Below are 21865 nucleotides of genomic sequence, written 5' to 3'. Positions count from 1 at the left end.
GTCGTCGTCATGCCGACAACGCTAGGAAAGCGCAGGTCGGAGCGGTATGGAGCGGGCTTCCGGCCGGAGGGTGGAGCTGGCTACACCCTCCGGCCGGACGGCGGCGCGGTCAGCGGCGGCGCCGCGGGCCCTCGTCCTCGTCCTCGTGCGGGCCGAACAGCTCGTCCGCGAGCGTCGGCAGATCGTCGAGCGGGGTGTCCTCGGCCCAGTCGGAGCGGCGGCGGGGCCGGCCGTTCTCGTCGAGCTGCGGCAGCTCGCGGGTCCGGTCGTTCGCCCCCTGCGGCTGCTGCCCGGCGGGCTTGGTGTCCCGGAAGATGCCCTGCGGGACCCGGTCGACCGGGTCGGACGGGGTGTCGCGCACGGAGGGCAGTACGGCGGTCTCGTCGGCCTCCCGCACGGCACGCAGGACGGTGGTCTCCTCGGAGGAGCGGTCCGCCGAGGAGCGCTCCTCGCCGATCCGGGGCAGGACGCTCGTCTCCGCCTCCGGCTCCGGCTCCGGCTTCGTCATCTTGACGATCGGCGTGGCGACGGTGACCTCCTCGGGGGAGACGGTCGGGGCGTCCGGCTTCACGATCGGCGTCGGCCGGGTGATCTCGTTGGCCGAGAGCTCGACCGCCTCGGCCCGCTGCCGGGCCGCCTCGGCCTCGGCCTCCGCCTTGGCGCGCGCCGCCTTGGCCTCCGCGGCGGCCTTCGCCTCCGCGGCCGCCTTCCTGTCGGCGGCGGCCCGTTCGGCGGCGGCCTTCGCCGCTTCGGCGCGGAGGGCCGCGGCGGCCTCCGCCTCGGCTCGCTCGGCGGCCGCCCGCTCGGCCGCGGCCTTGGCCGCCGCCTCGGCGGCGCTCTTCTCCGCGGCAGCCCTCGCCGCGGCCTCCTCCGCCGCCTTCGCGGCGGCGGCGGCCTCGGCCATCCGGCGGGCCTCCTCGGCGCGGAGCAGGGCCTCCTCGGCCTTGCGCTGCTTCTCCAGGCGGCGCTCCTCGGCCTCGGCCCGCAGCCGGGCCTCCTCCTCGGCCTCCTTGCGGAGCCGCTCCTGCTCCTCCAGCCGGGCCTTCTCCTCGGCCGCGAGGCGCCTGCGCTCCTCCTCGGCGGCGACGCGGGCCTCCTCGGCCTTGCGCCGGGCCTCCTCCGCCTGGCGTTCGGCCTCCAGGCGGCGGGCCTCCTCCTCCTCGCGCCGCTTGCGCTCCTCCTCCTCGGCACGGAGCTTGGCGAGCTGCTCCTGGCGCTCGCGCTCCAGCCGCTCCTCCTCGGCCTTGCGGGCGGCCTCCTCCTCGGCGCGGCGGCGGGCCTCCTCCTCGGCCTTGCGGCGGGCCTCCTCGACGGCCTTCACCTCGGCCTCGGAGAGCGGCAGCATGCGGTCGAGCCGGTGGCGCACGACGGTGGTGACGGCCTCGGGCTCCTGGCCCGCGTCGACGACGAGATAGCGGCCGGGGTCGGCCGCCGCGAGGGCGAGGAACCCGGCGCGCACGCGCGCGTGGAACTCCGGCGGCTCGGACTCCAGGCGGTCGGGCGCCTCGGTGAACCGTTCCCTCGCGGTCTCCGGGGAGACGTCGAGGACGACGGTCAGGTGCGGGACGAGTCCGTCGGTCGCCCAGCGGGAGATGCGGGCGATCTCGGTCGGGGAGAGGTCCCGGCCGGCGCCCTGGTAGGCGACGGACGAGTCGATGTAGCGGTCGGAGAGGACGATCGCGCCCCGCTCCAGGGCCGGCCGGACGAGGGAGTCGACGTGCTCGGCGCGGTCGGCGGCGTACAGCAGGGCCTCGGCGCGGTTCGAGAGCCCCGCCGACGACACGTCGAGGAGGATCGAGCGGAGGCGCTTGCCGATGGGGGTGGCGCCGGGCTCGCGGGTGACGACGACCTCGTGGCCCTTGGCGCGGATCCATTCGGCGAGCGCCTGGACCTGGGTGGACTTGCCGGCGCCGTCGCCGCCCTCCAGGGCGATGAAGAAGCCGGTCGGGGAGGGCGCCTGCACCGGGTCGGAGCCGCGGAGCGCGTCGCGGAGGTCGCGGCGGAGCGGGACGCCCGACCGGTCGTCGGTCTTCGCGAGGACGAGGGCGGCGACCGGCAGCAGCAGGGCGCCGACCAGGGCCAGCGTGAAGGCGGCGCCGCCGTGGTCGAAGACGAAGTCGCCGGAGTCGGAGGCGAGCCGGTGGGGGCCGATCGCGGCGGCGAGCAGCGGCGCGGCGAGCGCGCCGACCGCCATGCCGACGCGGGCGGTGGCCTGGAGGTGCTCGGTGGTGCGGGCCCGGCGGGGCTCCTCGGTCTCCTGGTCGACGAGGGTGTGCCCGGTGTTCGCGGCGACGCCGGCCGCGTAGCCGGCGAGGACGGCGAGGAGCAGCACGGTCGCCGTGTCCGGCACGAGGCCCATCGCGATCAGGGCGACGCCGGTCACGGCGGTCACGAGGGCGAGCAGCCGGCGCCGGGACAGGACGGGCAGGACGGAGCCCGCGGTCCGGATGCCGACGGCGGTGCCGGCGCTGAGCGCGAGGACGAGCAGCGCGTAGGTGACGGGTCCGCCGCCGAGGTCGGCGGCGTGGAGGACGGCGACGGACGCGGCCGCGGCGATGGCTCCGGCGACGGTGGCGCAGGTCAGGACGAGCAGCGAGAGGGCTCCGGTGCGGCCCTTCTCGACGCCTCCCTCGGCGCCCTTGTCGGTCGGCCGGCGCAGCCCCTCCAGGGGGGAGCGGGGCCGGGGCGTCTCGCCGCCGGGCAGCGCCATGGCGTAGAGGACGGTGACGGAGGCGGCGAACAGGCCGGCGGCGACGTACGAGCCGAGGGCGGCCTGGTGCAGCGAGAACCAGTCGATCCCGGTGCCGAGCAGGTTGCCGATCAGGGTGGCGAGGAGCAGGACGGCGGCGGCGGCCGGTACGGCGAGGAAGGTGGTGCGCTGGGAGAGCCGGCGCAGCGCGCCGAGGTGGTCGGGCAGCGGCCGGACGGCTCCGCCCTCGATCGGCGGGGCGGGCAGCAGCGCGGGCGCGGCGCCCTCGCGGCTGATCGTCCAGAGCCGCTCGGCGGCGCCGGTGACGAAGACGGTGCCGAGCAGGTACCAGAGGGCGCTGCCGGGGGTCCAGTCGATCCAGAGCGGCGCGATGACGAGGAGCGCGATCCGGACGCCGTCGGCGCCGATCATGGTCCAGCGCCGGTCGAGGGCGCCGCCGGGGCCGGTGAGCGCGGTCAGCGGGCCGAGGAGGACGGCCCCGAAGAGGACGGAGGCGAGCAGCCGGGCGCCGACGACGGCGGCCACGGCGAACGCGGCCCCGCGGTAGTCCCCGCCGAACGCGTCCTCGGCGACGGCCGCCTGCAGGCCGAGGAGGACGAGCACGAGGAGGGCGAGCGCGTCGCCGGTGCTGCCGACGAGCTGGGCGCTCCACAACCTGCGCAGTGGCTGATGGCGCAACAGGGCGCGTACGGCACGCTCCCTGGAATCCGCGACGAGTGCGGCGTCGGAATCGACGAGGCGGTCTGGCTGCTCTGCGCGCGTCATCCGTCCACCCTATCCGGACGCCCTCGGTCCCCGTGGCCTCCGTCCGAACATCCGGACGAGCCTGTGACAGGACGAACACATGGACGAAAAGCGGGGGTGGAGGCAGTCGCCTCCACCCCCGCCGGAACGTTCGTCCGCGGAGCCGCTACTCCGGCTTCGCCGCCGCCGTCTTCTTCGCGGCGGTCGTCTTCTTGGCCGTCGTCGTCTTCTTCGCGGCGGTCGTGGTCTTCTTCGCGGCGGTCGTGGTCTTCTTCGCCGCGGCCTTGGTGGCCGTCTTCTTCGCGGTGGTCGCCTTCTTGGCCGGGGCCTTCTTGGCGGCCTTCTTCGCCGGCCCCTTGGCCCGCTTCTCCGCGAGGAGCTCGTAACCGCGCTCCGGAGTGATCTCCTCGACGCTGTCACCGGTCCGCAGGGTGGCGTTGGTCTCGCCGTCCGTCACGTACGGGCCGAAGCGGCCGTCCTTGACGACCACGGGCTTCTCGCTGACCGGGTCGGTGCCCAGCTCCTTCAGCGGGGGCTTGGCCGCGGCCCGGCCCCGCTGCTTGGGCTGGGCGTAGATCGCGAGCGCCTCTTCGAGGGTGATCGTGAAGAGCTGCGCCTCCTCGGTGAGCGACCGCGAGTCCGTGCCCTTCTTCAGGTACGGGCCGTAGCGGCCGTTCTGCGCGGTGATCTCGACGCCCTCGGCGTCCGTGCCGACGACCCGGGGCAGGGACATCAGCCGGAGCGCGTCCTCCAGGGTGACGGTGTCGAGGGACATCGACTTGAAGAGGGAGGCGGTGCGCGGCTTGACCGCGTTCTTGCCGGTCTTCGGGGTGCCCTCGGGCAGGATCTCCGTGACGTACGGGCCGTAGCGGCCGTCCTTCGCGACGATCTGGTTCCCGCTGACCGGGTCGGCGCCCAGCTCGAAGTCGCCGCTCGGCTTGGCGAGCAGCTCCTCGGCGAGCTCGACGGTCAGCTCGTCGGGGGCCAGGTCGTCCGGGACGTCGGCCCGCTGGTGGCCCTCCGCGTCCTTCTCGCCGCGCTCGACGTACGGGCCGTAGCGGCCGACGCGGAGCACCACGCCGTTGCCGACGGGGAACGAGGAGATCTCGCGGGCGTCGATCGCGCCGAGGTCGGTGACGAGCTCCTTGAGGCCGCCGAGGTGGTCCCCGTCGCCGTTGCCCGCGTCCGCGGCGCCGCCGGGCGCGGCCGTCCCGGCCTCGCCCTCGCCGAAGTAGAAACGCTTCAGCCACGGCACCGACTGGGCCTCGCCCCGCGCGATGCGGTCGAGGTCGTCCTCCATGCGGGCGGTGAAGTCGTAGTCGACGAGCCGGCCGAAGTGCTTCTCCAGCAGGTTGACGACGGCGAAGCTCAGGAAGGACGGCACGAGGGCCGTGCCCTTCTTGAAGACGTAGCCGCGGTCGAGGATGGTGCCGATGATCGACGCGTACGTCGACGGGCGGCCGATCTCGCGCTCTTCGAGCTCCTTGACCAGCGAGGCCTCGGTGTAGCGGGCCGGGGGCTTGGTCGCGTGCCCGTCGGCGGTGATCTCGTCGGCGGTCAGCGCGTCGCCCTCGGCGACCTGCGGCAGGCGCCGCTCGCGGTCGTCGAGCTCGGCGTTCGGGTCGTCGGCGCCCTCGACGTACGCCTTCATGAAGCCGTGGAAGGTGATCGTCTTGCCGGAGGCGCTGAACTCGGCGTCGCGGCCGTCGGCGGCCCGGCCGCCGATCTTGACGGTGACCGAGTTGCCGGTGGCGTCCTTCATCTGGGAGGCGACGGTCCGCTTCCAGATGAGCTCGTACAGCCGGAACTGGTCGCCGGTCAGACCGGTCTCCGCCGGAGTGCGGAAACGATCACCCGAAGGACGGATCGCCTCGTGCGCCTCCTGGGCGTTCTTGACCTTGCCCGCGTAGACGCGGGGCTTCTCGGGCAGGTAGTCGGCCCCGTAGAGCTGCGTGACCTGTGCCCGCGCCGCCGCGACGGCGGTGTCGGAGAGGATCGTGGAGTCCGTACGCATGTAGGTGATGAAGCCGTTCTCGTACAGCTTCTGCGCCACCTGCATGGTCGCCTTCGCACCGAAGCCCAGCTTGCGGCTCGCCTCCTGCTGGAGGGTGGTGGTCCGGAAGGGGGCGTACGGGGAGCGGCGGTACGGCTTCGACTCGACCGAGCGGACCGCGAACGCGGTGTCGGCGAGCGCGGCGGCCAGCGCGCGGGCGTTCGCCTCGTCCAGGTGGAGGACGGCGTCGCTCTTCAGCCGGCCGTCGGCGCCGAAGTCACGGCCCTGCGCGACGCGCTTGCCGTCGACCGTCGCGAGGCGGGCGACCAGCTGCGAGGGGTCGGAGGCGTCACCGGCGCGGCCGGTGCCGAAGGTGCCGGTGAGGTCCCAGTACTCGGCGGAGCGGAACGCGATGCGCTCGCGCTCCCGCTCGACGACCAGGCGGGTGGCGACGGACTGGACACGGCCGGCGGAGAGCCGGGGCATGACCTTCTTCCACAGGACCGGCGAGACCTCGTAGCCGTACAGGCGGTCGAGGATGCGGCGGGTCTCCTGGGCGTCGACCATGCGCTGGTTCAGCTCGCGCGGGTTGGCGACGGCCTCGCGGATCGCGTCCTTGGTGATCTCGTGGAAGACCATCCGGTGGACCGGGACCTTGGGCTTGAGCACTTCCTGGAGGTGCCACGCGATGGCCTCGCCCTCGCGGTCCTCATCGGTGGCGAGGAAGAGCTCGTCGGAGTCGGCGAGAAGCTCCTTGAGCTTCCTCACCTGCGCCTTCTTGTCGGCGTTGACGACATAGATGGGCTGGAAGTCGTGCTCGACGTCGACGCCGAGGCGGCGCACCTCGCCGGTGTACTTCTCGGGTACCTCGGCGGCGCCGCTCGGGAGGTCTCGGATGTGCCCGACGCTCGCCTCGACGACGTAGCCGGGGCCGAGGTAGCCCTTGATCGTCTTCGCCTTGGCAGGCGACTCGACGATGACGAGTCGGCGGCCGCCGTGTGCGGCTTCGCTGGTCGGGGACAACTTCGCTCTTCTCTCCGGATCGACACTCTCGGGCACGTACGGCGCTGGCACGCACGGCAGCGGCACGGACGGTGACGCTCCCGTCGCTGCGGAGTGTGACGGTACAACCCGCCCCCGTGTCAAACGGCGAAAGCCCGCAACGGCCACTCGAACGGTAACCCGAGTCCTGGCATTCCTGCCGCCCGGACTCCCGCTCGGGCGGGGCGCGGCAAGATCAGGACGAGAGGGAGCGGGGGGTCAGAGGCGGCCGAAGCACCAGACGCCGAGGAGCAGCGAGGCGGCTCCGAAGAGGCTCGTCAGGGCGACGGCGGCGCGCGGGGCGACCCCGTGCGCGACGGGCTCGCGGTGCAGGGTCCGGACGGTGGTCCACAGCAGCAGCGCGCCTCCGAACAGCGTGAACGCCGCCCCCGCGAAGATCGCCGGCCCGCTCTCCATGCCCGTACCCCGTTCCGTTCGCGTGCGGTGAGTTCTCCCGCTGCCGAGGCTGACACCTCACGGCGTCATGCGCGCGAATTCGGGGTGAACGACGCGGAGCATCCCGTACGGTTTCACGAAGATGGCCGGTAGTGAGCCACTCCTCACTTCTCGCCCGTCCCGCACGTCCCGGGGTTCTCACACGTCCCGGGGTTCTCAGGCCGCGCGGCCGTCTCAGTGCGCACGGGCGTCTCGGTGCGCCCGGCGTGCCCGGCCGTCTCGGTGTGCTCGCCCGGCTCCTCCCTGCGGGTGCCGGGGCGGGAGCAGGAGCGGCGCGCGTGTGCGACGCCCGGCGTGCCGCCGTCCGCGCCGAGGCGGAAGCCGCGCGGACGGCGTCGCCCACGCGGTGTCGGCGGTCCTCGGCGGTCCTCGGCGGCCCCCGCCTCACGGCCCGGGCGGACGGGGAGGAACACCCGGAAGAGCGGTCCGACCAGCGGCGTCACGACGGACGCCGGCAGGTCGTCCCCTTCCACGGGGCCCGGCGGGAGAGCGCCCCGCCGACGGCGTCGGGCCGCGCGGTGCCGAGGAAACGGAACACACCCGCCGAACGCCCGAACGGGGCCCGCCGGCTCGGCGCGTATCAGGCCCCGTCCCCCTCGGCGGCCGGCGTGCCGTCCCCGTCCCCGACGGGGAGCAGGAAACCCTCCTCCACGAGCAGCCGGATCGCCTGCGGCGTGCGGTCCCGCAGTATCACCGGGTCCTCGCCCATCAGCTGACCGATCGCGTCCAGGATGCGGCCCGCGCTGAGGGTTCCGTCGCAGACCCCGGCGAAGCCGGCGCCGACGTGGTCGACCCGGGTGGCGCGCCGCATGCCCCGGTTCTGCCGGAGCACGACGTGCTCCGGGTCCTCGGCTCCGGGCAGACCGACCTGCTCCTGCACGACCTCGGGAGCGAGCGTGAACCGGTCGGCGAGCAGGGCGGCGTCGTCGTGGGCGCGGAGGTAGTCCTGGCGCTCGAAGTGGGCGCGGACGGTGGGGCCGAGGGGCTGCTCGACCGGGTGCGGCCACTCCTCGACGACGATCGACGGCTCGACGGCGCCGGACGCCACGGCCGCGTTCCGCCGGATGGTGATCCAGCCGAAGCCCACCGCGCGCGTCTTGCTGGCCTCGAACTCGTCGAGCCAGCGCCCGTACGCGGCGGCGTACGCGTCCGGGTCCCCGTGGTGGTCGCCGCTGTCCCGCAGCCACAGCTCCGCGTACTGGGTGACGTCCTGGACCTCGCGCTGCACGATCCAGGCGTCGCAGCCCGCGGGCACCCAGGAGCGCAGCCTGTCCTGCCACTCCTCGCCGTCGACGTGCTGCCAGTTGGCGAGGAACTGGGCGTACCCGCCGTCGTTCAGCCGGTCGCCGGCCTGCTGCACGAGCGTGCGGCACAGGTCGTCGCCGCCCATCCCGCCGTCCCGGTAGGTGAGTCGGGCGCCCGGGGAGATCACGAACGGGGGGTTGGAGACGATGAGGTCGTACGTGTCCCCGTCGACCGGCTCGAAGAGCGAGCCGGTCAGCAGCTCGGCCTCCCGGGCCCCGGAGAGCGCGAGGGTGAGCCGGGTGAAGTCCAGGGCGCGCGGGTTGAGGTCGGTGGCGGTCACCAGGGTCGTGTGCTGCGCGGCGTGCAGCGCCTGGATGCCGGAGCCGGTGCCGAGGTCGAGCGCGGAGGCGACGGGCGTGCGGACCGTGATGCCGGCGAGCGTGGTGGAGGCGCCGCCGACGCCGAGGACGACGGCCTCCTCCGCCTGGCGGCCGTTCCTGCCGCTGCCGCCCGCGCCGCCGACGGCGCAGCCGAGGTCGGAGACGATGAACCAGTCCTCGCCGTCCGGGCCGCCGTAGGGACGGATGTCGACCGTGGCGGAGACGGAGTCGTCCTCGCGGACCACCCAGCCGTCGGCGAGGGCCTCGTCGAGCGGGAGCACGGCGGCTGCCCGCTCGTGCCCGACGGGCCGCTGGAGCAGGAAGAGCCGGACGAGGGTCTCCAGCGGGGAGTCGCCGCGGGTGGCGCGCAGCGCGGGCACGGTCTCGCTGCGCGCGAGCGCGGCGTAGGCCGGGGCGCCGAGCAGGTCGAGGAGTCCGTCGGCGGTGAAGTCGGCGGCGAGCAGCGTCTCGCGCAGACGGGCGGCGTGCGCGGGCACCGGGAGGCGGGGAGGCAGGCTGGTCGTACTCACCGCTCCATTGTGACCGCCGACCGGGCCCGGCGAGCGGCCGACCCGGCGGGTGCCGGGCGGTCGGGGCGGGCGGATGGCGGTCCGGCCGGTCCGGGAACGCCGTCGGCCCGGCGGCGCGCGGCGGTTCACCGCGGCCACCGGGCCGATCGAAGCGGACGGGAGACCGGGCGGACACCTCCCGGGACCGCCTCTCCCGCGTGCGGGCGGACACCTCCCGGGACTTGCCCAAGTGCAGCCCCTCCCGCGCGCCGGCGGGGCCGGTCTCGCCCGAGGGTCCGGCGGGACCGAAGGGGCCGGGGACCGAAGAGTCCCGGGACCGGTCGGCTTTCCGCTCCGGACCGCTACTCCTCGGTCTTGGCCGGTGCGGTCGTCTTGGCGGCCGCCTTCGTCGTGGTCTTCTCCTTGGGCTCGGCGGACTCCGAGCCCTTGTCGGAGGAACCCGAGGCGGTGGAGCCCGGGTTCGGGGACGCGGAGCCGGTGCCAGAGCCGTTCGGCGGGGTCGAGGCCGTGGGCTTCTGGCAGCCGGGCTGCTTGGCCATCGCCTGGCCCAGCTCGCCCTCCTCCAGCTTCGACAGCGCGTTCTGGTCCATCTTCTCGATCTTGGTCAGACCGTCGGCGACACCCTGGAGGCCGTCCGCGAACTTCTGCTGGTTCGTCGGGTCCAACGCGTCGACCTGCTTCTTCAGGCCCTCGTAGGCCACCGCGGTCGCGTTGAGCTCCTTGATCGCGTCCTGCTGGACCTTCTCGCCGTTCTCGACGGGCGGGGCGCCGGCGCTCTCGACGGCCTTCGCCAGCGCCCGGTCGGCGTTGGCGATGTCCTGGAACGCCTTCGAGTCCGCGGCCTGGATCTCGGCGGGCTTGCTGTCCGCGGCCGTCGAAATGATGATCTGGTGGGCGTCGGCCCGCTTCTGGATCTGGGGCTTGGCCTGGTCGCAGAACGTCTTCGCCCAGTCGTCCACCTTGTTGCCCTCGTCGTCGCTGCAACCGGACAGCGCGAGCACGAGTACCGCGCCGCCGGACAGTGCGGCCGCAAGCTTCTTGTTCACCGGATCGGTCCCTTCCAAGGCTCTCGGCCCCGGAACATACACGCCGAACGGGCTACTTCCACCTTTCGTGCGACGGATTCGTACCGTATTGCAGTCTTTTGACCCAAGGGAGAGACGTCTCACGCATCCCGGACACGCCCGGGAATGAGACGGACACCACGGACGAGCGGGTCGCTCGGACGCCGGTTCCGGACGTCACGTCAGGACACCGTCACCGAACGCCTCTTGGACATCCGCACGGCGGCGACCACGACCAGCAGCGCGAGCACCGCGACCGCCGCGCGGAGACCGGCGCTGGCGTCGTCCCCGTAGCCGAACTGCACGACCGCCGGCGCGATGAGCAGCGCGACCAGGTTCATCACCTTCAGAAGCGGGTTGATCGCCGGCCCCGCCGTGTCCTTGAACGGGTCGCCGACCGTGTCCCCGATGACCGTGGCCTCGTGCGCCTCGCTGCCCTTGCCGCCGTGGTTCCCGTCCTCCACCAGCTTCTTCGCGTTGTCCCAGGCGCCACCGGAGTTGGCGAGGAAGACGGCCATCAGGGCACCCGTGCCGATCGCGCCGGCGAGGTACGCGCCGAGCGGGCCGACGCCCAGTGAGAAGCCGACCGCGATCGGGGCCATCACCGCGAGCAGCCCGGGCGTGGCGAGTTCCCGCAGCGCGTCCTTGGTGCAGATGTCGACGACCCGCCCGTACTCGGGCTTCTCGGTGAAGTCCATGATTCCGGGATGCTCGCGGAACTGCCTCCGCACCTCGTGGACCACCGATCCCGCCGACCGCGAGACGGCGTTGATCGCGAGCCCGGAGAAGAGGAACACGACGGCCGAGCCGAGGATCAGGCCGAACAGGTTGTTGGGCCGGGAGATGTCCATCGAGAGGGTCATCCCGTCCGCCCGCGCGCCGACCTCGGCCACCGAGGTGGCGATCGCGTCCCGGTACGAGCCGAACAGCGCCGCGGCCGCGAGGACGGCGGTGGCGATGGCGATCCCCTTGGTGATGGCCTTCGTCGTGTTGCCGACGGCGTCCAGGTCGGTGAGGACCCGCGCCCCCGCGCCCTGCACGTCCCCGGACATCTCCGCGATGCCCTGGGCGTTGTCGGCGACCGGCCCGAAGGTGTCCATCGCGACGATCACGCCGACGGTGGTGAGCAGGCCCGTCCCGGCGAGGGCGACGGCGAACAGCGCGAGCATGATCGAGGTGCCGCCGAGCAGGAACGCCCCGTAGACGGTCAGGCCGATCAGGAGCGCCGTGTAGACGGCGGACTCCATGCCGAGGGCGACGCCCGCGAGGACGACGGTCGCGGGGCCGGTGAGCGAGGACCTGCCGATGTCCCTGACGGGGCGTCGGCTCGTCTCCGTGAAGTAGCCGGTGAGCTGCTGGATGAGCGCGGCCAGGACGATGCCGAGGGCGACGGCGACCAGGGCGAGGACCCGCGGATCGCCGGCGTGCTCGCGGATGCCCGGCTCGGTGACGCCCTGGAGCTCGGCGTAGGAGGAGGGCAGGTACGTGAAGGCGGCGACGGCGACTCCGGCGAGCGAGATCACGGCGGAGACGAGGAAGCCCCGGTTGATCGCGCTCATCCCGCTGCGGTCGGCGCGCCGCGGGGAGACGGCGAAGATGCCGATGACCGCGGTGATCACGCCGATCGCGGGCACGATCAGCGGAAACGCCAGGCCGTGGTCGCCGAAGGCCGCCTTGCCCAGGATGAGGGCGGCGACCAGGGTGACGGCGTACGACTCGAAGAGGTCGGCCGCCATGCCCGCGCAGTCGCCGACGTTGTCGCCCACGTTGTCGGCGATGGTGGCCGCGTTGCGCGGGTCGTCCTCCGGGATGCCCTGCTCGACCTTGCCGACGAGGTCGGCGCCGACGTCGGCCGCCTTGGTGAAGATGCCGCCGCCGACGCGCATGAACATGGCGATGAGCGCGGCGCCGAGGCCGAATCCCTCCAGGACCTTGGGCGCGTCGGCGGCGTAGACGAGCACGACGCAGGTCGCTCCGAGCAGTCCCAGCCCGACGGTGCACATGCCGACGACCCCGCCGGTGCGGAAGGCGATCCGGGTGGCCCGGTGGGCCACCTCCGTGAGGCTCTTCCCCGGTTCGCCCTCGGCCGGGGTGGCCTCCCGGGCGGCCGCGGCGACCCGCACGTTGGCCCGTACGGCGAGCCGCATGCCGATGTACCCGGTGACCGCCGAGAACAACGCCCCGACCAGGAAGAAGAGGGAGCGTCCGGCGCGCTGCGACCAGGTGTCCGCGGGCAGCAGCATCAGCAGCAGGAACACGGCGACCGCGAAGACGGCGAGGGTCCGCAGCTGCCGCGCGAGGTAGGCGTTGGCCCCCTCCTGCACGGCGGCGGCGATCTCCCTCATCCGCTCGGTGCCCTCACCGGCCCTGAGCACCTGGCGGACCAGCAGCCGTGCGACGACCAGCGCGGCGAGGGCGACGGCGCCGACGACGTACACGATCGTCCGGTTCCCGCTCGTGAGCACCGCCGCGGCGAGAGAAGTGGGATACATGGGGAGGGATCATAGGGAGACAAACCAGTGCGTACGGGGATGCCGGAGCGGCCCCGCGCGGATGCACCAACCGAACCCCGGAATCCGCCCCGCACGGCGCGTCGGCACCCGGGACGGTCCCGCCCGCCCCGGCCACGGACGGGCGGGGGCGGCGAGGGCCGACGGGAGGGCACGGCTCGGCCCCGTGGCCCGCGCCCCGGCCCCGGCCCCGGCCCCGGCCCCGGCCGCATCCGCGAAGCGAGAACGAGAACGAGAACGAGAACGAGAACGAGAAGAGGCCCTGCGGGGCAGGGCCTCTTCTCGTTGCGCTTCGCGTCGCTGCGCGGGTCAGGACAACAGGTCCGCCGCACTCACCGGCCAGCTCATCCGGATGGTGCCGCCGTCCTCGCCGGCGCTCACCTCGACGTCGTCGACGAGCCCGCGGATCACCGCGAGGCCCATCTCGTCCTCACCGTCGGCGTCGTCGAACTCCTCGGCCGGGGCCGCGGCCCGCGCGCCGGGGACGCCGACGGCATCGGCCGCCGCGACCCCCGCACCCGGGACCTCGTCGCCGACCTCGATGGAGAACGTCTTCTCCTCCTCGGTCAGCACGACCCTGATGGGCGTCGACACGTCGTTGCTGCGGTGCAGCCCGACGGCGCGCGAGCACGCCTCGCCGACGGCGAGCCGCACCTCGTCGAGGACCGCCTCGTCCACCCCGGCCCGGCGCGCGACCGCGGCCGCCACCAGGCGGGCCGTGCGGACGTGCTCGGGCTGGGCGCTGAAGCGGAGTTCAACGGTGGCCATACGAACCCCCTGGGCTCAGTCGACGGCGTTGACGGCCTCGTCGACCGAGTTGTGGATCGGGAACACCTTGGTGAGACCCGTGATCCGGAAAATCTTCAGAATGCGCTCCTGGTTGCAGACCAGACGCAGCGAGCCCTCGTGGGCACGCACGCGCTTCAGGCCGCCGACGAGCACGCCCAGGCCGGTGGAGTCGAGGAAGTCCACGCCCTCCATGTCGACGACCAGGTGGTAGCTGCCGTCGTTCACCAACTCGACCAACTGCTCGCGCAGCTTGGGCGCGGTATACACATCAATCTCGCCACCGACCTCGACGACCGTACGGTCGCCACCAGCGCCGGACACATTGCGAGTCGACAGGGACAGGTCCACGGATCCTCCAGCACCTTGCTATCGAACGATCGTTCTCCACTGGGTCTCCCGGGCGGAGTCAGGGAACTGATCGCCAGCCGCGATGGCATTCAATCACTTACCAGCAGCCATGCACGACGCCTTAGAGGCATTGTCCGTCATGGCAGTGACACACTCGGTGCCGATGGCAACCAATCAGCGCCCCCGCCGACCGGCCGGGGAGACGGGCAGCCGCCCCTCCCCCGGCATGGTCCTCGACCGGCTCTCCTCGGGCGAGAGCCGGGCCGCGCGCATCACTCATACGGAGCACATGCCCGCCCGGGAGGGTCGCCATGCCGTCTGGCCGCACCGCATCCGTCCGGAAGTGATCGCGGCGATCGAGTCGGCCGGAATCGACCATCCGTGGGCGCACCAGGCCGAGGCCGCCGAGCACGCCCTGGACGGCGAGCACGTGGTCATCGCCACCGGCACCGCCTCCGGCAAGTCGCTCGCCTACCTCGCCCCGGTCCTGAGCACCCTCCTGGACGGCTCGGAGGCACCGAACGGCCGCGGGACCACCGCCCTGTACCTCTCGCCCACCAAGGCCCTCGCCGCCGACCAGCGGCGCGCCGTGCGGGAACTGGCCGCCCCGCTCGGCAACCGGATCCGCCCCGCCGTCTACGACGGCGACACCCCCGTCGAGGAACGCGAGTGGGTCCGCCAGTACGCGAACCACGTGCTGACCAACCCCGACATGCTGCACCGGGGCATACTCCCCTCCCACCCCAGGTGGGCCTCCTTCCTGCGCGCCCTGCGCTACGTCGTGATCGACGAGTGCCACACCTACCGGGGCGTCTTCGGCTCCCACGTCGCCCAGGTGCTGCGACGACTGCGCCGGATCTGCGCCCGGTACGGCTCCGAGCCGGTCTTCCTCCTCGCCTCGGCGACCTCCGCCGACCCCGCCGTCGCCGCCGGCCGCCTCACGGGCCTGCCGGTCACCGAGGTGTCCGACGACGCCTCCCCGCGCGGGGAACTGGTCTTCGCCCTGTGGGAGCCGCCGCTGACCGAGCTGCACGGCGAGCGCGGCGCGCCCGTGCGCCGCACCGCCACCGCGGAGACCGCGGACCTGCTGACCGACCTGACCCGCCAGGGCGTCCGCTCGGTCGCCTTCGTACGCTCCCGGCGCGGCGCCGAGCTGATCTCGGTCATCGCCCAGGAGCGGCTCGCCGAGACCGACCGCTCACTGGCCCGCCGGGTCGCCGCCTACCGAGGCGGCTACCTCCCCGAGGAGCGCCGGGCCCTGGAGCACGCCCTGCACTCCGGCGAACTCCTCGGCCTCGCCGCCACCACCGCCCTGGAACTGGGCGTGGACGTCTCCGGCCTCGACGCGGTCCTGATCGCCGGCTACCCGGGCACCCGGGCCTCCCTGTGGCAGCAGGCGGGCCGCGCCGGCCGCTCGGGCGAGGGCGCCCTCGCGGTCATGATCGCCCGCGACGACCCGCTCGACACCTACCTGGTGCACCACCCCGAGGCGATCTTCGACCAGCCGGTCGAGTCCACCGTCCTGGACCCCGACAACCCGTACGTCCTCGCCCCGCACCTGTGCGCCGCGGCCTCGGAGCTGCCCCTGACCGAGTCCGACCTGGACCTCTTCGGCCCGGCCGTCCCCGACCTGCTGCCCCAGCTGGAGGGCGCCGGGCTGCTGCGCCGCCGCTCCACCGGCTGGTACTGGACCCGCCGCGAGCGGGCCGCCGACCTCGCCGACATCCGGGGCGGCGGCGGCAGCCCCGTACGGATCGTCGAGGCGGGCACCGGCCGGCTGCTCGGCACCGTCGACGAGGCCGCCTCCCACGCGGCCGTCCACGAGGGCGCCGTCCACCTCCACCAGGGCCGCACCTACCTGGTGCGGGAACTCGACCTCAAGGACTCCGTGGCGCTCGTGGAGGAGGCCGTCCCGCCGTACTCCACCACCGCCCGCGACACCACCTCCATCGCCGTCCTGGACACCGAGACCGAGATCCCCTGGGGGGCCGGTCGCCTCTGCTACGGCTCCGTCGAGGTCACCAACCAGGTCGTCTCCTTCCTGCGCCGCCGTCTCATCACGGGCGAGGTGCTCGGCGAGACCAAGCTCGACCTGCCGCCCCGCACCCTGCGCACCCGGGCCGTGTGGTGGACGGTCACGGAGGACCAGCTCGACGCCGCCCGGATCACCCCCGAGATCCTCGGCGGCGCCCTGCACGCCGCCGAACACGCCTCCATCGGCATGCTGCCGCTCTTCGCCACCTGCGACCGCTGGGACATCGGCGGCGTCTCCGTACCGCTGCATCCCGACACCCTGCTGCCCACCGTCTTCGTGTACGACGGCCATCCGGGCGGCGCGGGCTTCGCCGAGCGGGCCTTCCACACGGCCGAGGCCTGGCTGAAGGCCACCCGCGAGGCCATCGCCTCCTGCGAGTGCGAGGCGGGCTGCCCGTCCTGCATCCAGTCCCCGAAGTGCGGCAACGGCAACGACCCGCTCCACAAGCGCGGCGCGGTCCGCCTCCTCACGGAGATCCTCCGGGAGGCCCCGGAACCGCCGCCCGCGGACCCGACCCCGGAACCGACCCCGCAGGCCCCGAACCCGACCCCGGAGGCTCAGGAGGCTCCCGGGGCCATGGAGGGTCCCGGTGCTCAGGAGGCTCCCGGGGCCACGGAGACGCCTGAGGGGCCCCAGGGGGCCCGGAACCCGTCGTAGGCGCCCCGGAACCCGCCCGCTGCGGCCCCGCCCGGGACCTGACCTCCGGCCGGTACGGGCCGCCCACGACCCGGGCGGCCACCTCCGCGAGCTCGCCCCGCACCACACAGCCCACCAGCTCCGCCCCCTGCGCCGCGGCCACCCGCGAGGCCGCCGCGCAGGCCTCCGCCTCGCCCCACAGCGCCCGGTCGGCGGCGGCGAGCGCCGCCAGGTCGGCCGCCCCGCCGGCCCGGTGCCGGGCCGCCACCGCCTGCCCCAGCGCGAGCACCGCCCCGAACACCACACACAGCGCACAGGCCGCGAAGGCCACCCAGACGGTCGCAGCGCCCCGCTCCCGCGCCCGAGCCCGGCCCCGGAACCGCCCCCCGGCCCGCGCCGGGTCACGGGCGCGACCGCCGGGCGCCACACCGGGCGTCACGGCGAGACGCCGTCCGCCGGGACGGGCGGCGCCGGAGCGCCGACCGCCGTGTCCTCCGCGAGCGCCGCCGCCTCCGCCCGCAGGGTCACTCCCATGCCCCCGGGGCCCGGTGCCACGGCCTCCACCGTGACCCGCCAGAGGTCCCCCGACCGCGTCACCGCGACCCGCGCTCCCTCGGGCGCGGCGGACCGCGCGGCCGACTCGGCCGCGGCCGGGGGCTCGGCGCGGGCCGCGACCCGCGCACCCGCCCGCGCCGCGTCCACGCAGCGGATCTGAGCGGCGGCGGCCGCGAGCCCCCAGAGCAGGGTGACCGTGAAGAGGGCGAGGACGGGCAGCGCCAGCGCCGCCTCCACGGTCACGAACCCCCGGTCAGAACGGCGCATCGAGAGCCTTGCCGATCATCGACTCCAGCGCCCCCGAGACCGCCCCACTGGTCACGATCTTGTACAGGACCGCGGCGAACCCGGCCGCCGCGATCGTCCCCACCGCGTACTCGGACGTGGTCATCCCCGCGTCCCGGCGCGCCGCCTCCCGCCGCACCCGCCGCCGACGCCCCATCGCCGCACTGACTCCCATGCCGACCTCCTCAACTCGCCGTTCTCGTCGTTCTCGTTGGCGTCGTTCGCTTGATTCGCTTGATTCGCTTGATTCGCTTCGTCGGCTTCGATCGCTCGGATCGCTCCGTCCGCGCCCTTCGTCCCGTCCTCGGCCCACCCGCACCTCTCGTCCTGCCGTGCCGGGCGTCCGGCTCATCCGGCCGGTCCGTCCAGGAGCCCCGTCGCCAGGCCGATCACCACCGGGGCCACTCCCACGGCCAGGAAGGCCGGCAGGAAGCAGAGCCCCACGGGCCCGCTGATCAGCACCTGCGCCCGGCGCGCACGGGTCGCCGCCGCCCGCGCCCGGGCCGAGCGGAGCGCCGCCGCGTGCCGGGCGACCGCCTCCGCCGCGGGCGCGCCCGAGGAACCCGCCCGCTCCAGGCACCGCGCGAGGCCCGCGGCGCCCGGCAGAGCGCCGAACCTCCGCCACACCTCGGCCGGTTCGCCACCGAGCCGAAGCTCGGCCGCCGTGCGGGTCAGCCGCTCGCCGAGCGGCCCGCCCAGGGACCGTCCGACGGCCTCCGCCGCCTCACCCGGGCCGGCTCCCGCCGAGGCGCAGGCCGCCAACAGATCGGCGGCCAGCGGAAGATGACGCGCCACGTCGTCCTCGGTCCCACCCGGCGCCGCGGACCGGCCGGCGGTGCGCCGACGTACCGCCACGGCCACCGGACCGGCGGCGGCCAGTGCGCCCGGCACCCCGAACAGCACCCAGCCGAGCCCCGCCGCCCCGACGGGAGCGAGCCAGTGCCCCACCCACCGCGGCGGGCCGGCGCGGGCCCTCTGCCTCGGGGGTTCCGGGGCGGGCAGCAGGTCCCTCCAGCGCCGCCGCACCCCGCGCGCCCTGCGGCGGCGCGCCAGCTCCCGCACCGCCGGCTCGCAGCCGACGAGGACCACCGCGGTCAGCGCCAGCATCCGCACGGCCCCGGTCACGTCCGCTCACCTCCTCGCACGATCCGCGCGGCCCACCACAGTCCGGCCGCCTCCAGGGCCCCGCCCACGGCGAGGCAGCCCAGACCGGCCGGCGTGTGCAGCAGCACCCGCAGCGGATCCGCACCCAGAGCGGCGCCCAGGCCGACACCCGCCGGCGGCAGCACCGCGAGGACGACCACCGTCGCCCAGGCCCCGGCCAGTTCGGCACGCAACCGCTCGCGCTGCTCACGGTGCTCCCGCAGGGCCGCTTCGAGCCGGTCGAGCCCGGCGGCCAGGCCCGCGCCGCCGTCCACGGCCACCTGCCAGCAGGCCGCCATCCCCGCGAGCCCGTCGGCGCCGTCCTGGGCGGCCGCCCTCCGCAGGGCCGCCGGCACGTCCCCGCCGAAGCGGGCCGCCGCGAGCACCGCCGCCTCCTCCGCCCCCAGGGCGCCCGTCTCACGGGCCGCGAAGGCCAGCGCCTGCGCCGGCTGCCAACCGGCCCTCAGCTCCCCCGCGACGGCCCCGCACAGGGCCACCACGCGCTCGGCGCGGGCCTCGCGCTCCCGCCGCCGCCCGGCCTCCCTCAGCCGCCGCCCGACGAGCGGCACGGCGACCGCACCCGCCACCAGCGGAAGCGGCGACTCGCCGAGCACCGCGACGACTCCTCCCGCGGGCAGGCACAGCCAGGCGCGCCGCCCCCGGAGCGCCGCCCACCAGCGGGCGCCCACGACCGCCGGTCCCGCACGGCCGCCGACCGCCCCGGGGTACACGGCGGTCCCCCCGGCGAGCACCGCCCGCGCCCGGCCCGTGACCCGCCGCCGCTCGGCCACCTCCCACAGCGCCACCAGCGCGCAGAGCGCCACCACCGCCCCGGCCGCCTCCCCGGCGGACACCACCGTCGTCGTCACGCCCCTCCTCCGATCAGTGCGCTCAACCGCTGCCAGCCCCGCTCCCGGACGAATCCGGCCGGGCCCCACCGCAGCGCGGGAACCGTGCGCACCAGGCCGTCCCGGTCCCGCTCCAGGACGTGCACCTCGGCGATCCGCCGCCGCCCGTCCCGGTCCCGCGCCAGATGGAGGACCACCGAGAGGCCCGCGCCCAACTGGCTGTGCAGGGCGGCCCGGTCGAGTCCGGCCGCCGTGCCCAGGGCTTCGAGTCGCGCCGGCACGTCCGCCGCCGTGTTGGCGTGGAGCGTGCCCGAACCGCCCTCGTGACCGGTGTTGAGGGCGGCGAGCAGGTCGACCGCCTCGCCGCCGCGGACCTCGCCGACCACCAGCCGGTCGGGCCGCATCCGCAGCGCCTGCCGGACCAGGTCCCGCAGGGTCACGAGCCCCGCGCCCTCCTGGTTCGCCGGCCGCGCCTCAAGGCGCACCACGTGCGGGTGGTCGGGCCGCAGTTCCGCCGAGTCCTCCGCGAGGACGATCCGCTCCCGCTCCCCCACCAGGCCGAGCAGCGAGGCGAGCAGTGTGGTCTTCCCCGTGCCCGTGCCGCCGCTGACCAGGTACGACACGCGGGCGTCGATGAGGGCGCGCAGGACGGGGGCGCCGCCGGGCGGCACCGTGCCCGCGGACACGAGTTCGTCCAGGGTGAAGGCCCGCGGGCGGACCACCCGGAGCGACAGGCAGGTGGAGCCGACGGCCACCGGCGGCAGCACCGCGTGCATCCGGGTGCCGTCGGGCAGGCGCGCGTCGACCCAGGGCCGGGCGTCGTCGAGTCGGCGTCCGGCCACCGCCGCGAGCCGCTGGGCGAGCCTGCGCACGGCGGCGGCGTCGGCGAAGGACACCGGGGCCCGCTCCAGGCCGGCGCCGCGGTCCACCCACACCCGGTCGGGCGCGGAGACCAGGACGTCGGTGACGGCCGGGTCGGCGAGAAGCGGTTCGAGGGGGCCGGTGCCGATCAGCTCGCACCGCAACTCCTCTGCCGCGCCCAGCACTTCCGTGTCGCCGAGGAGGCGTCCCTGTGCCCGCAGCGCCGCCGCGACCCGCGCCGGGGTGGGATCGGACCCGCTGGCCGCGAGCCGCTGCCGCACGGCGTCGAGCAGCCCGGCGCCACCGGCCTGGCCCCCGGTCACGCCGCACCGCCGGGTGCGAGGGCGCGCGCCCAGAAGGCGTCGCAGAACCGGCCGAGCGGTCCGCGCGGCTCGGCGCCCGGCGGCACGCCCGCGTCCTGATCGGCCACGATCCCCGGGTCGTAGGGGAGTTCACCGACGAGCGGCAGCCGGAGCGCGTCGGCGACCCAGCGCTCGTCGAGCCCGGCCGCGTACGGCCCGCGGACCACGGCCCGCAGGTCACGCACCCCCGTCGCGAGGGTGGCAGCCACGCGGTGGGCGGCCGCGACGGCCCTCAACTCACCCGGCACGACCAGCAGTCCGACGTCCAGCTGGGCCTGCGCCTCGACGGCGGCCGGGTCGGCGCCGCGCGGCAGGTCGACCACGACGACCCCGCCCCGGCGGCGGGCCGCGGCGAGCACGGACCGCACCGCCTCGGGCGGCACCGGCGCCGCGGGCTCCCGGCCCCAGCTGAGCACCCGGACGCCCCGCACGGAGGGCAGGGACTCCTCCAGGGCCCCGCCGGCGAGCCTCCCCTTGGAGGCGGCGAAGTCGGGCCATCGTCTGCCCTCCTCGCGCTCGCCGCCGAGCAACACGTCCAGCCCTCCGCCCAGGGGGTCGCCGTCGACGAGCAGGGCGGGCCGCCCGGCGCGCGCGGCGGCCAGCGCGAGGCCGCAGGCCAGGGTGGAGGCGCCCGCGCCACCACGGCCGCCGACGACCCCGACGGTCGGCGCCGGCCGGCCCGCCCCCTCGGCCGCGTCGGCGATGCGGTCGACGAGGACGCCCTCGGCGTCCGGCAGCCGCAGCACGCACTCGGCCCCGATCTCGACGGCGAGCCGCCACACCCCGGGGTCGTCCCGGTCCCGTCCGACGAGGACGGTCCCCGGGCGGCGCGCGGCCCCCCGGCACCGCGCCGCGGCGTCGTCGCCGACCAGGACGAGCGGCGGGTCGGTCCAGCCCGCGCGGCCCTCCGGCACCCGGTGGTGCACCTCGGGCTCGACCCCGGCCGCGGCGCACAGCCGCAGCAGGTCGTCGAGCAGTCCGAGGTCCTCGGTGACGATCAGCGGGCCCGTGCGGCGCCGCTCGCGCGCCCCGGTCCCGTCCGCCCCGCCCGGTGCCGGACCCCGCCTCGCGCCCCCGGCCCGGGAAGTCCTCGTTGCCTCCACGGCGCACACCCCTCTCGTGATTCCTGCCGTTCGCGAACTTCGCGACAGGAATCACCGTGGGGCCGAACCGGAAATCCTGGTGATCTTGTTGAAAAACCGGGGATATCCGAAGCCCTGTGAATAACTTCGTCACCCCTGCGGGGACTGCCCGGAACGCAGCCCGCCGGTTACTGTGGGTGAGGAATCGAGGCATCCGGCACGGCGCCGGACGAGGGCCGGACGACGGC

The 21865-nt window shown here is 75.0% G+C and carries 15 protein-coding genes and 1 pseudogene; 1 reads left to right on the top strand and 15 read right to left on the bottom strand.

Annotated elements, in window-relative coordinates; genetic code table 11:
* Nucleotides 1-109: 109 nt before the first annotated feature.
* The 8 genes from tmk to ACY0MR_RS20125 form a co-directional block, all read right to left on the bottom strand.
* On the bottom strand, nucleotides 110-3475 hold the full coding sequence (gene tmk / locus ACY0MR_RS20160) for a dTMP kinase (protein WP_473554510.1): 3366 nt from the start codon (nucleotides 3473-3475) through the stop codon (nucleotides 110-112).
* Between the two features lie 145 nt (nucleotides 3476-3620).
* Entirely contained in the window at nucleotides 3621-6470 is a 2850-nt protein-coding gene (gene topA, locus ACY0MR_RS20155; RefSeq protein ID WP_473554508.1) for a type I DNA topoisomerase, read from the bottom strand.
* Between the two features lie 237 nt (nucleotides 6471-6707).
* Nucleotides 6708-6905 carry a hypothetical protein gene (locus tag ACY0MR_RS20150; protein ID WP_361860285.1) on the bottom strand — a complete coding sequence of 66 codons (198 nt, stop codon included), beginning with the start codon at nucleotides 6903-6905 and terminating at the stop codon, nucleotides 6708-6710.
* A 619-nt stretch (nucleotides 6906-7524) separates the two neighbouring features.
* Entirely contained in the window at nucleotides 7525-9099 is a 1575-nt protein-coding gene (locus ACY0MR_RS20145) for a DUF7059 domain-containing protein (protein ID WP_404085943.1), read from the bottom strand.
* Nucleotides 9100-9440: 341 nt separating this feature from the next.
* A complete protein-coding gene (locus ACY0MR_RS20140) occupies nucleotides 9441-10145 on the bottom strand; it encodes a small secreted protein (protein ID WP_388801520.1) in 705 nt (234 codons plus the stop codon).
* A 200-nt stretch (nucleotides 10146-10345) separates the two neighbouring features.
* Nucleotides 10346-12655: a sodium-translocating pyrophosphatase gene (locus tag ACY0MR_RS20135; protein ID WP_473554504.1), complete on the bottom strand. Its 2310-nt coding sequence runs from the start codon at nucleotides 12653-12655 to the stop codon at nucleotides 10346-10348.
* Nucleotides 12656-12982: 327 nt separating this feature from the next.
* The gene (locus ACY0MR_RS20130; protein WP_361860570.1) at nucleotides 12983-13441 is read right to left on the bottom strand and encodes an ATP-binding protein; all 459 of its coding nucleotides are present in this window, start codon (nucleotides 13439-13441) and stop codon (nucleotides 12983-12985) included.
* 15 nt (nucleotides 13442-13456) lie between these two features.
* Nucleotides 13457-13810, bottom strand: coding sequence for an STAS domain-containing protein (locus ACY0MR_RS20125; RefSeq protein ID WP_361860573.1), 354 nt, complete (start codon nucleotides 13808-13810; stop codon nucleotides 13457-13459).
* An 82-nt stretch (nucleotides 13811-13892) separates the two neighbouring features.
* Between ACY0MR_RS20125 and ACY0MR_RS20120 the strand changes: the two genes are divergently transcribed.
* Complete coding sequence (locus ACY0MR_RS20120; protein WP_473554502.1) at nucleotides 13893-16502, top strand: DEAD/DEAH box helicase; 2610 nt, start codon at nucleotides 13893-13895, stop codon at nucleotides 16500-16502.
* Between the two features lie 34 nt (nucleotides 16503-16536).
* Here the strand turns inward: ACY0MR_RS20120 and ACY0MR_RS20115 are convergent.
* From ACY0MR_RS20115 to ssd, 7 genes and pseudogenes are all read right to left on the bottom strand, one after another.
* A pseudogene (locus ACY0MR_RS20115) lies at nucleotides 16537-16908 on the bottom strand (Rv3654c family TadE-like protein); the annotation flags it as partial.
* An 8-nt stretch (nucleotides 16909-16916) separates the two neighbouring features.
* Entirely contained in the window at nucleotides 16917-17303 is a 387-nt protein-coding gene (locus ACY0MR_RS20110; RefSeq protein WP_404085951.1) for a TadE family type IV pilus minor pilin, read from the bottom strand.
* Nucleotides 17290-17496: a DUF4244 domain-containing protein gene (locus ACY0MR_RS20105; protein ID WP_388801534.1), complete on the bottom strand. Its 207-nt coding sequence runs from the start codon at nucleotides 17494-17496 to the stop codon at nucleotides 17290-17292. The genes ACY0MR_RS20110 and ACY0MR_RS20105 overlap by 14 nt, the downstream gene beginning before the upstream one ends.
* Nucleotides 17497-17669: 173 nt before the next feature.
* Nucleotides 17670-18428: a type II secretion system F family protein gene (locus ACY0MR_RS20100; protein ID WP_404086009.1), complete on the bottom strand. Its 759-nt coding sequence runs from the start codon at nucleotides 18426-18428 to the stop codon at nucleotides 17670-17672.
* A gap of 14 nt (nucleotides 18429-18442) precedes the next feature.
* Complete coding sequence (locus ACY0MR_RS20095) at nucleotides 18443-19333, bottom strand: type II secretion system F family protein (protein WP_473554499.1); 891 nt, start codon at nucleotides 19331-19333, stop codon at nucleotides 18443-18445.
* The gene (locus tag ACY0MR_RS20090; protein WP_404085954.1) at nucleotides 19330-20496 is read right to left on the bottom strand and encodes a TadA family conjugal transfer-associated ATPase; all 1167 of its coding nucleotides are present in this window, start codon (nucleotides 20494-20496) and stop codon (nucleotides 19330-19332) included. Before ACY0MR_RS20090 ends, ACY0MR_RS20095 begins: the two co-directional genes overlap by 4 nt.
* Nucleotides 20493-21638: a septum site-determining protein Ssd gene (ssd, locus tag ACY0MR_RS20085; protein WP_388801543.1), complete on the bottom strand. Its 1146-nt coding sequence runs from the start codon at nucleotides 21636-21638 to the stop codon at nucleotides 20493-20495. Before ssd ends, ACY0MR_RS20090 begins: the two co-directional genes overlap by 4 nt.
* Nucleotides 21639-21865 lie beyond the last annotated feature (227 nt).

The sequence above is a fragment of the Streptomyces sp. JN8 genome (assembly GCF_055808075.1).
This window is presented reverse-complemented; position numbering and strand designations above follow the sequence as displayed.

Bases quoted from the DNA above. Each gene is read 5' to 3' on its own strand.
- tmk (WP_473554510.1), bottom strand. From the start codon at position 3,475: ATGACGCGCGCAGAGCAGCCAGACCGCCTCGTCGATTCCGACGCCGCA.
- ACY0MR_RS20150 (WP_361860285.1), bottom strand. From the start codon at position 6,905: ATGGAGAGCGGGCCGGCGATCTTCGCGGGGGCGGCGTTCACGCTGTTC.
- ACY0MR_RS20135 (WP_473554504.1), bottom strand. From the start codon at position 12,655: ATGTATCCCACTTCTCTCGCCGCGGCGGTGCTCACGAGCGGGAACCGG.
- ACY0MR_RS20130 (WP_361860570.1), bottom strand. From the start codon at position 13,441: ATGGCCACCGTTGAACTCCGCTTCAGCGCCCAGCCCGAGCACGTCCGC.
- ACY0MR_RS20120 (WP_473554502.1), top strand. From the start codon at position 13,893: ATGGCATTCAATCACTTACCAGCAGCCATGCACGACGCCTTAGAGGCA.
- ACY0MR_RS20110 (WP_404085951.1), bottom strand. From the start codon at position 17,303: ATGCGCCGTTCTGACCGGGGGTTCGTGACCGTGGAGGCGGCGCTGGCG.
- ACY0MR_RS20105 (WP_388801534.1), bottom strand. From the start codon at position 17,496: ATGGGAGTCAGTGCGGCGATGGGGCGTCGGCGGCGGGTGCGGCGGGAG.
- ACY0MR_RS20100 (WP_404086009.1), bottom strand. From the start codon at position 18,428: ATGCTGGCGCTGACCGCGGTGGTCCTCGTCGGCTGCGAGCCGGCGGTG.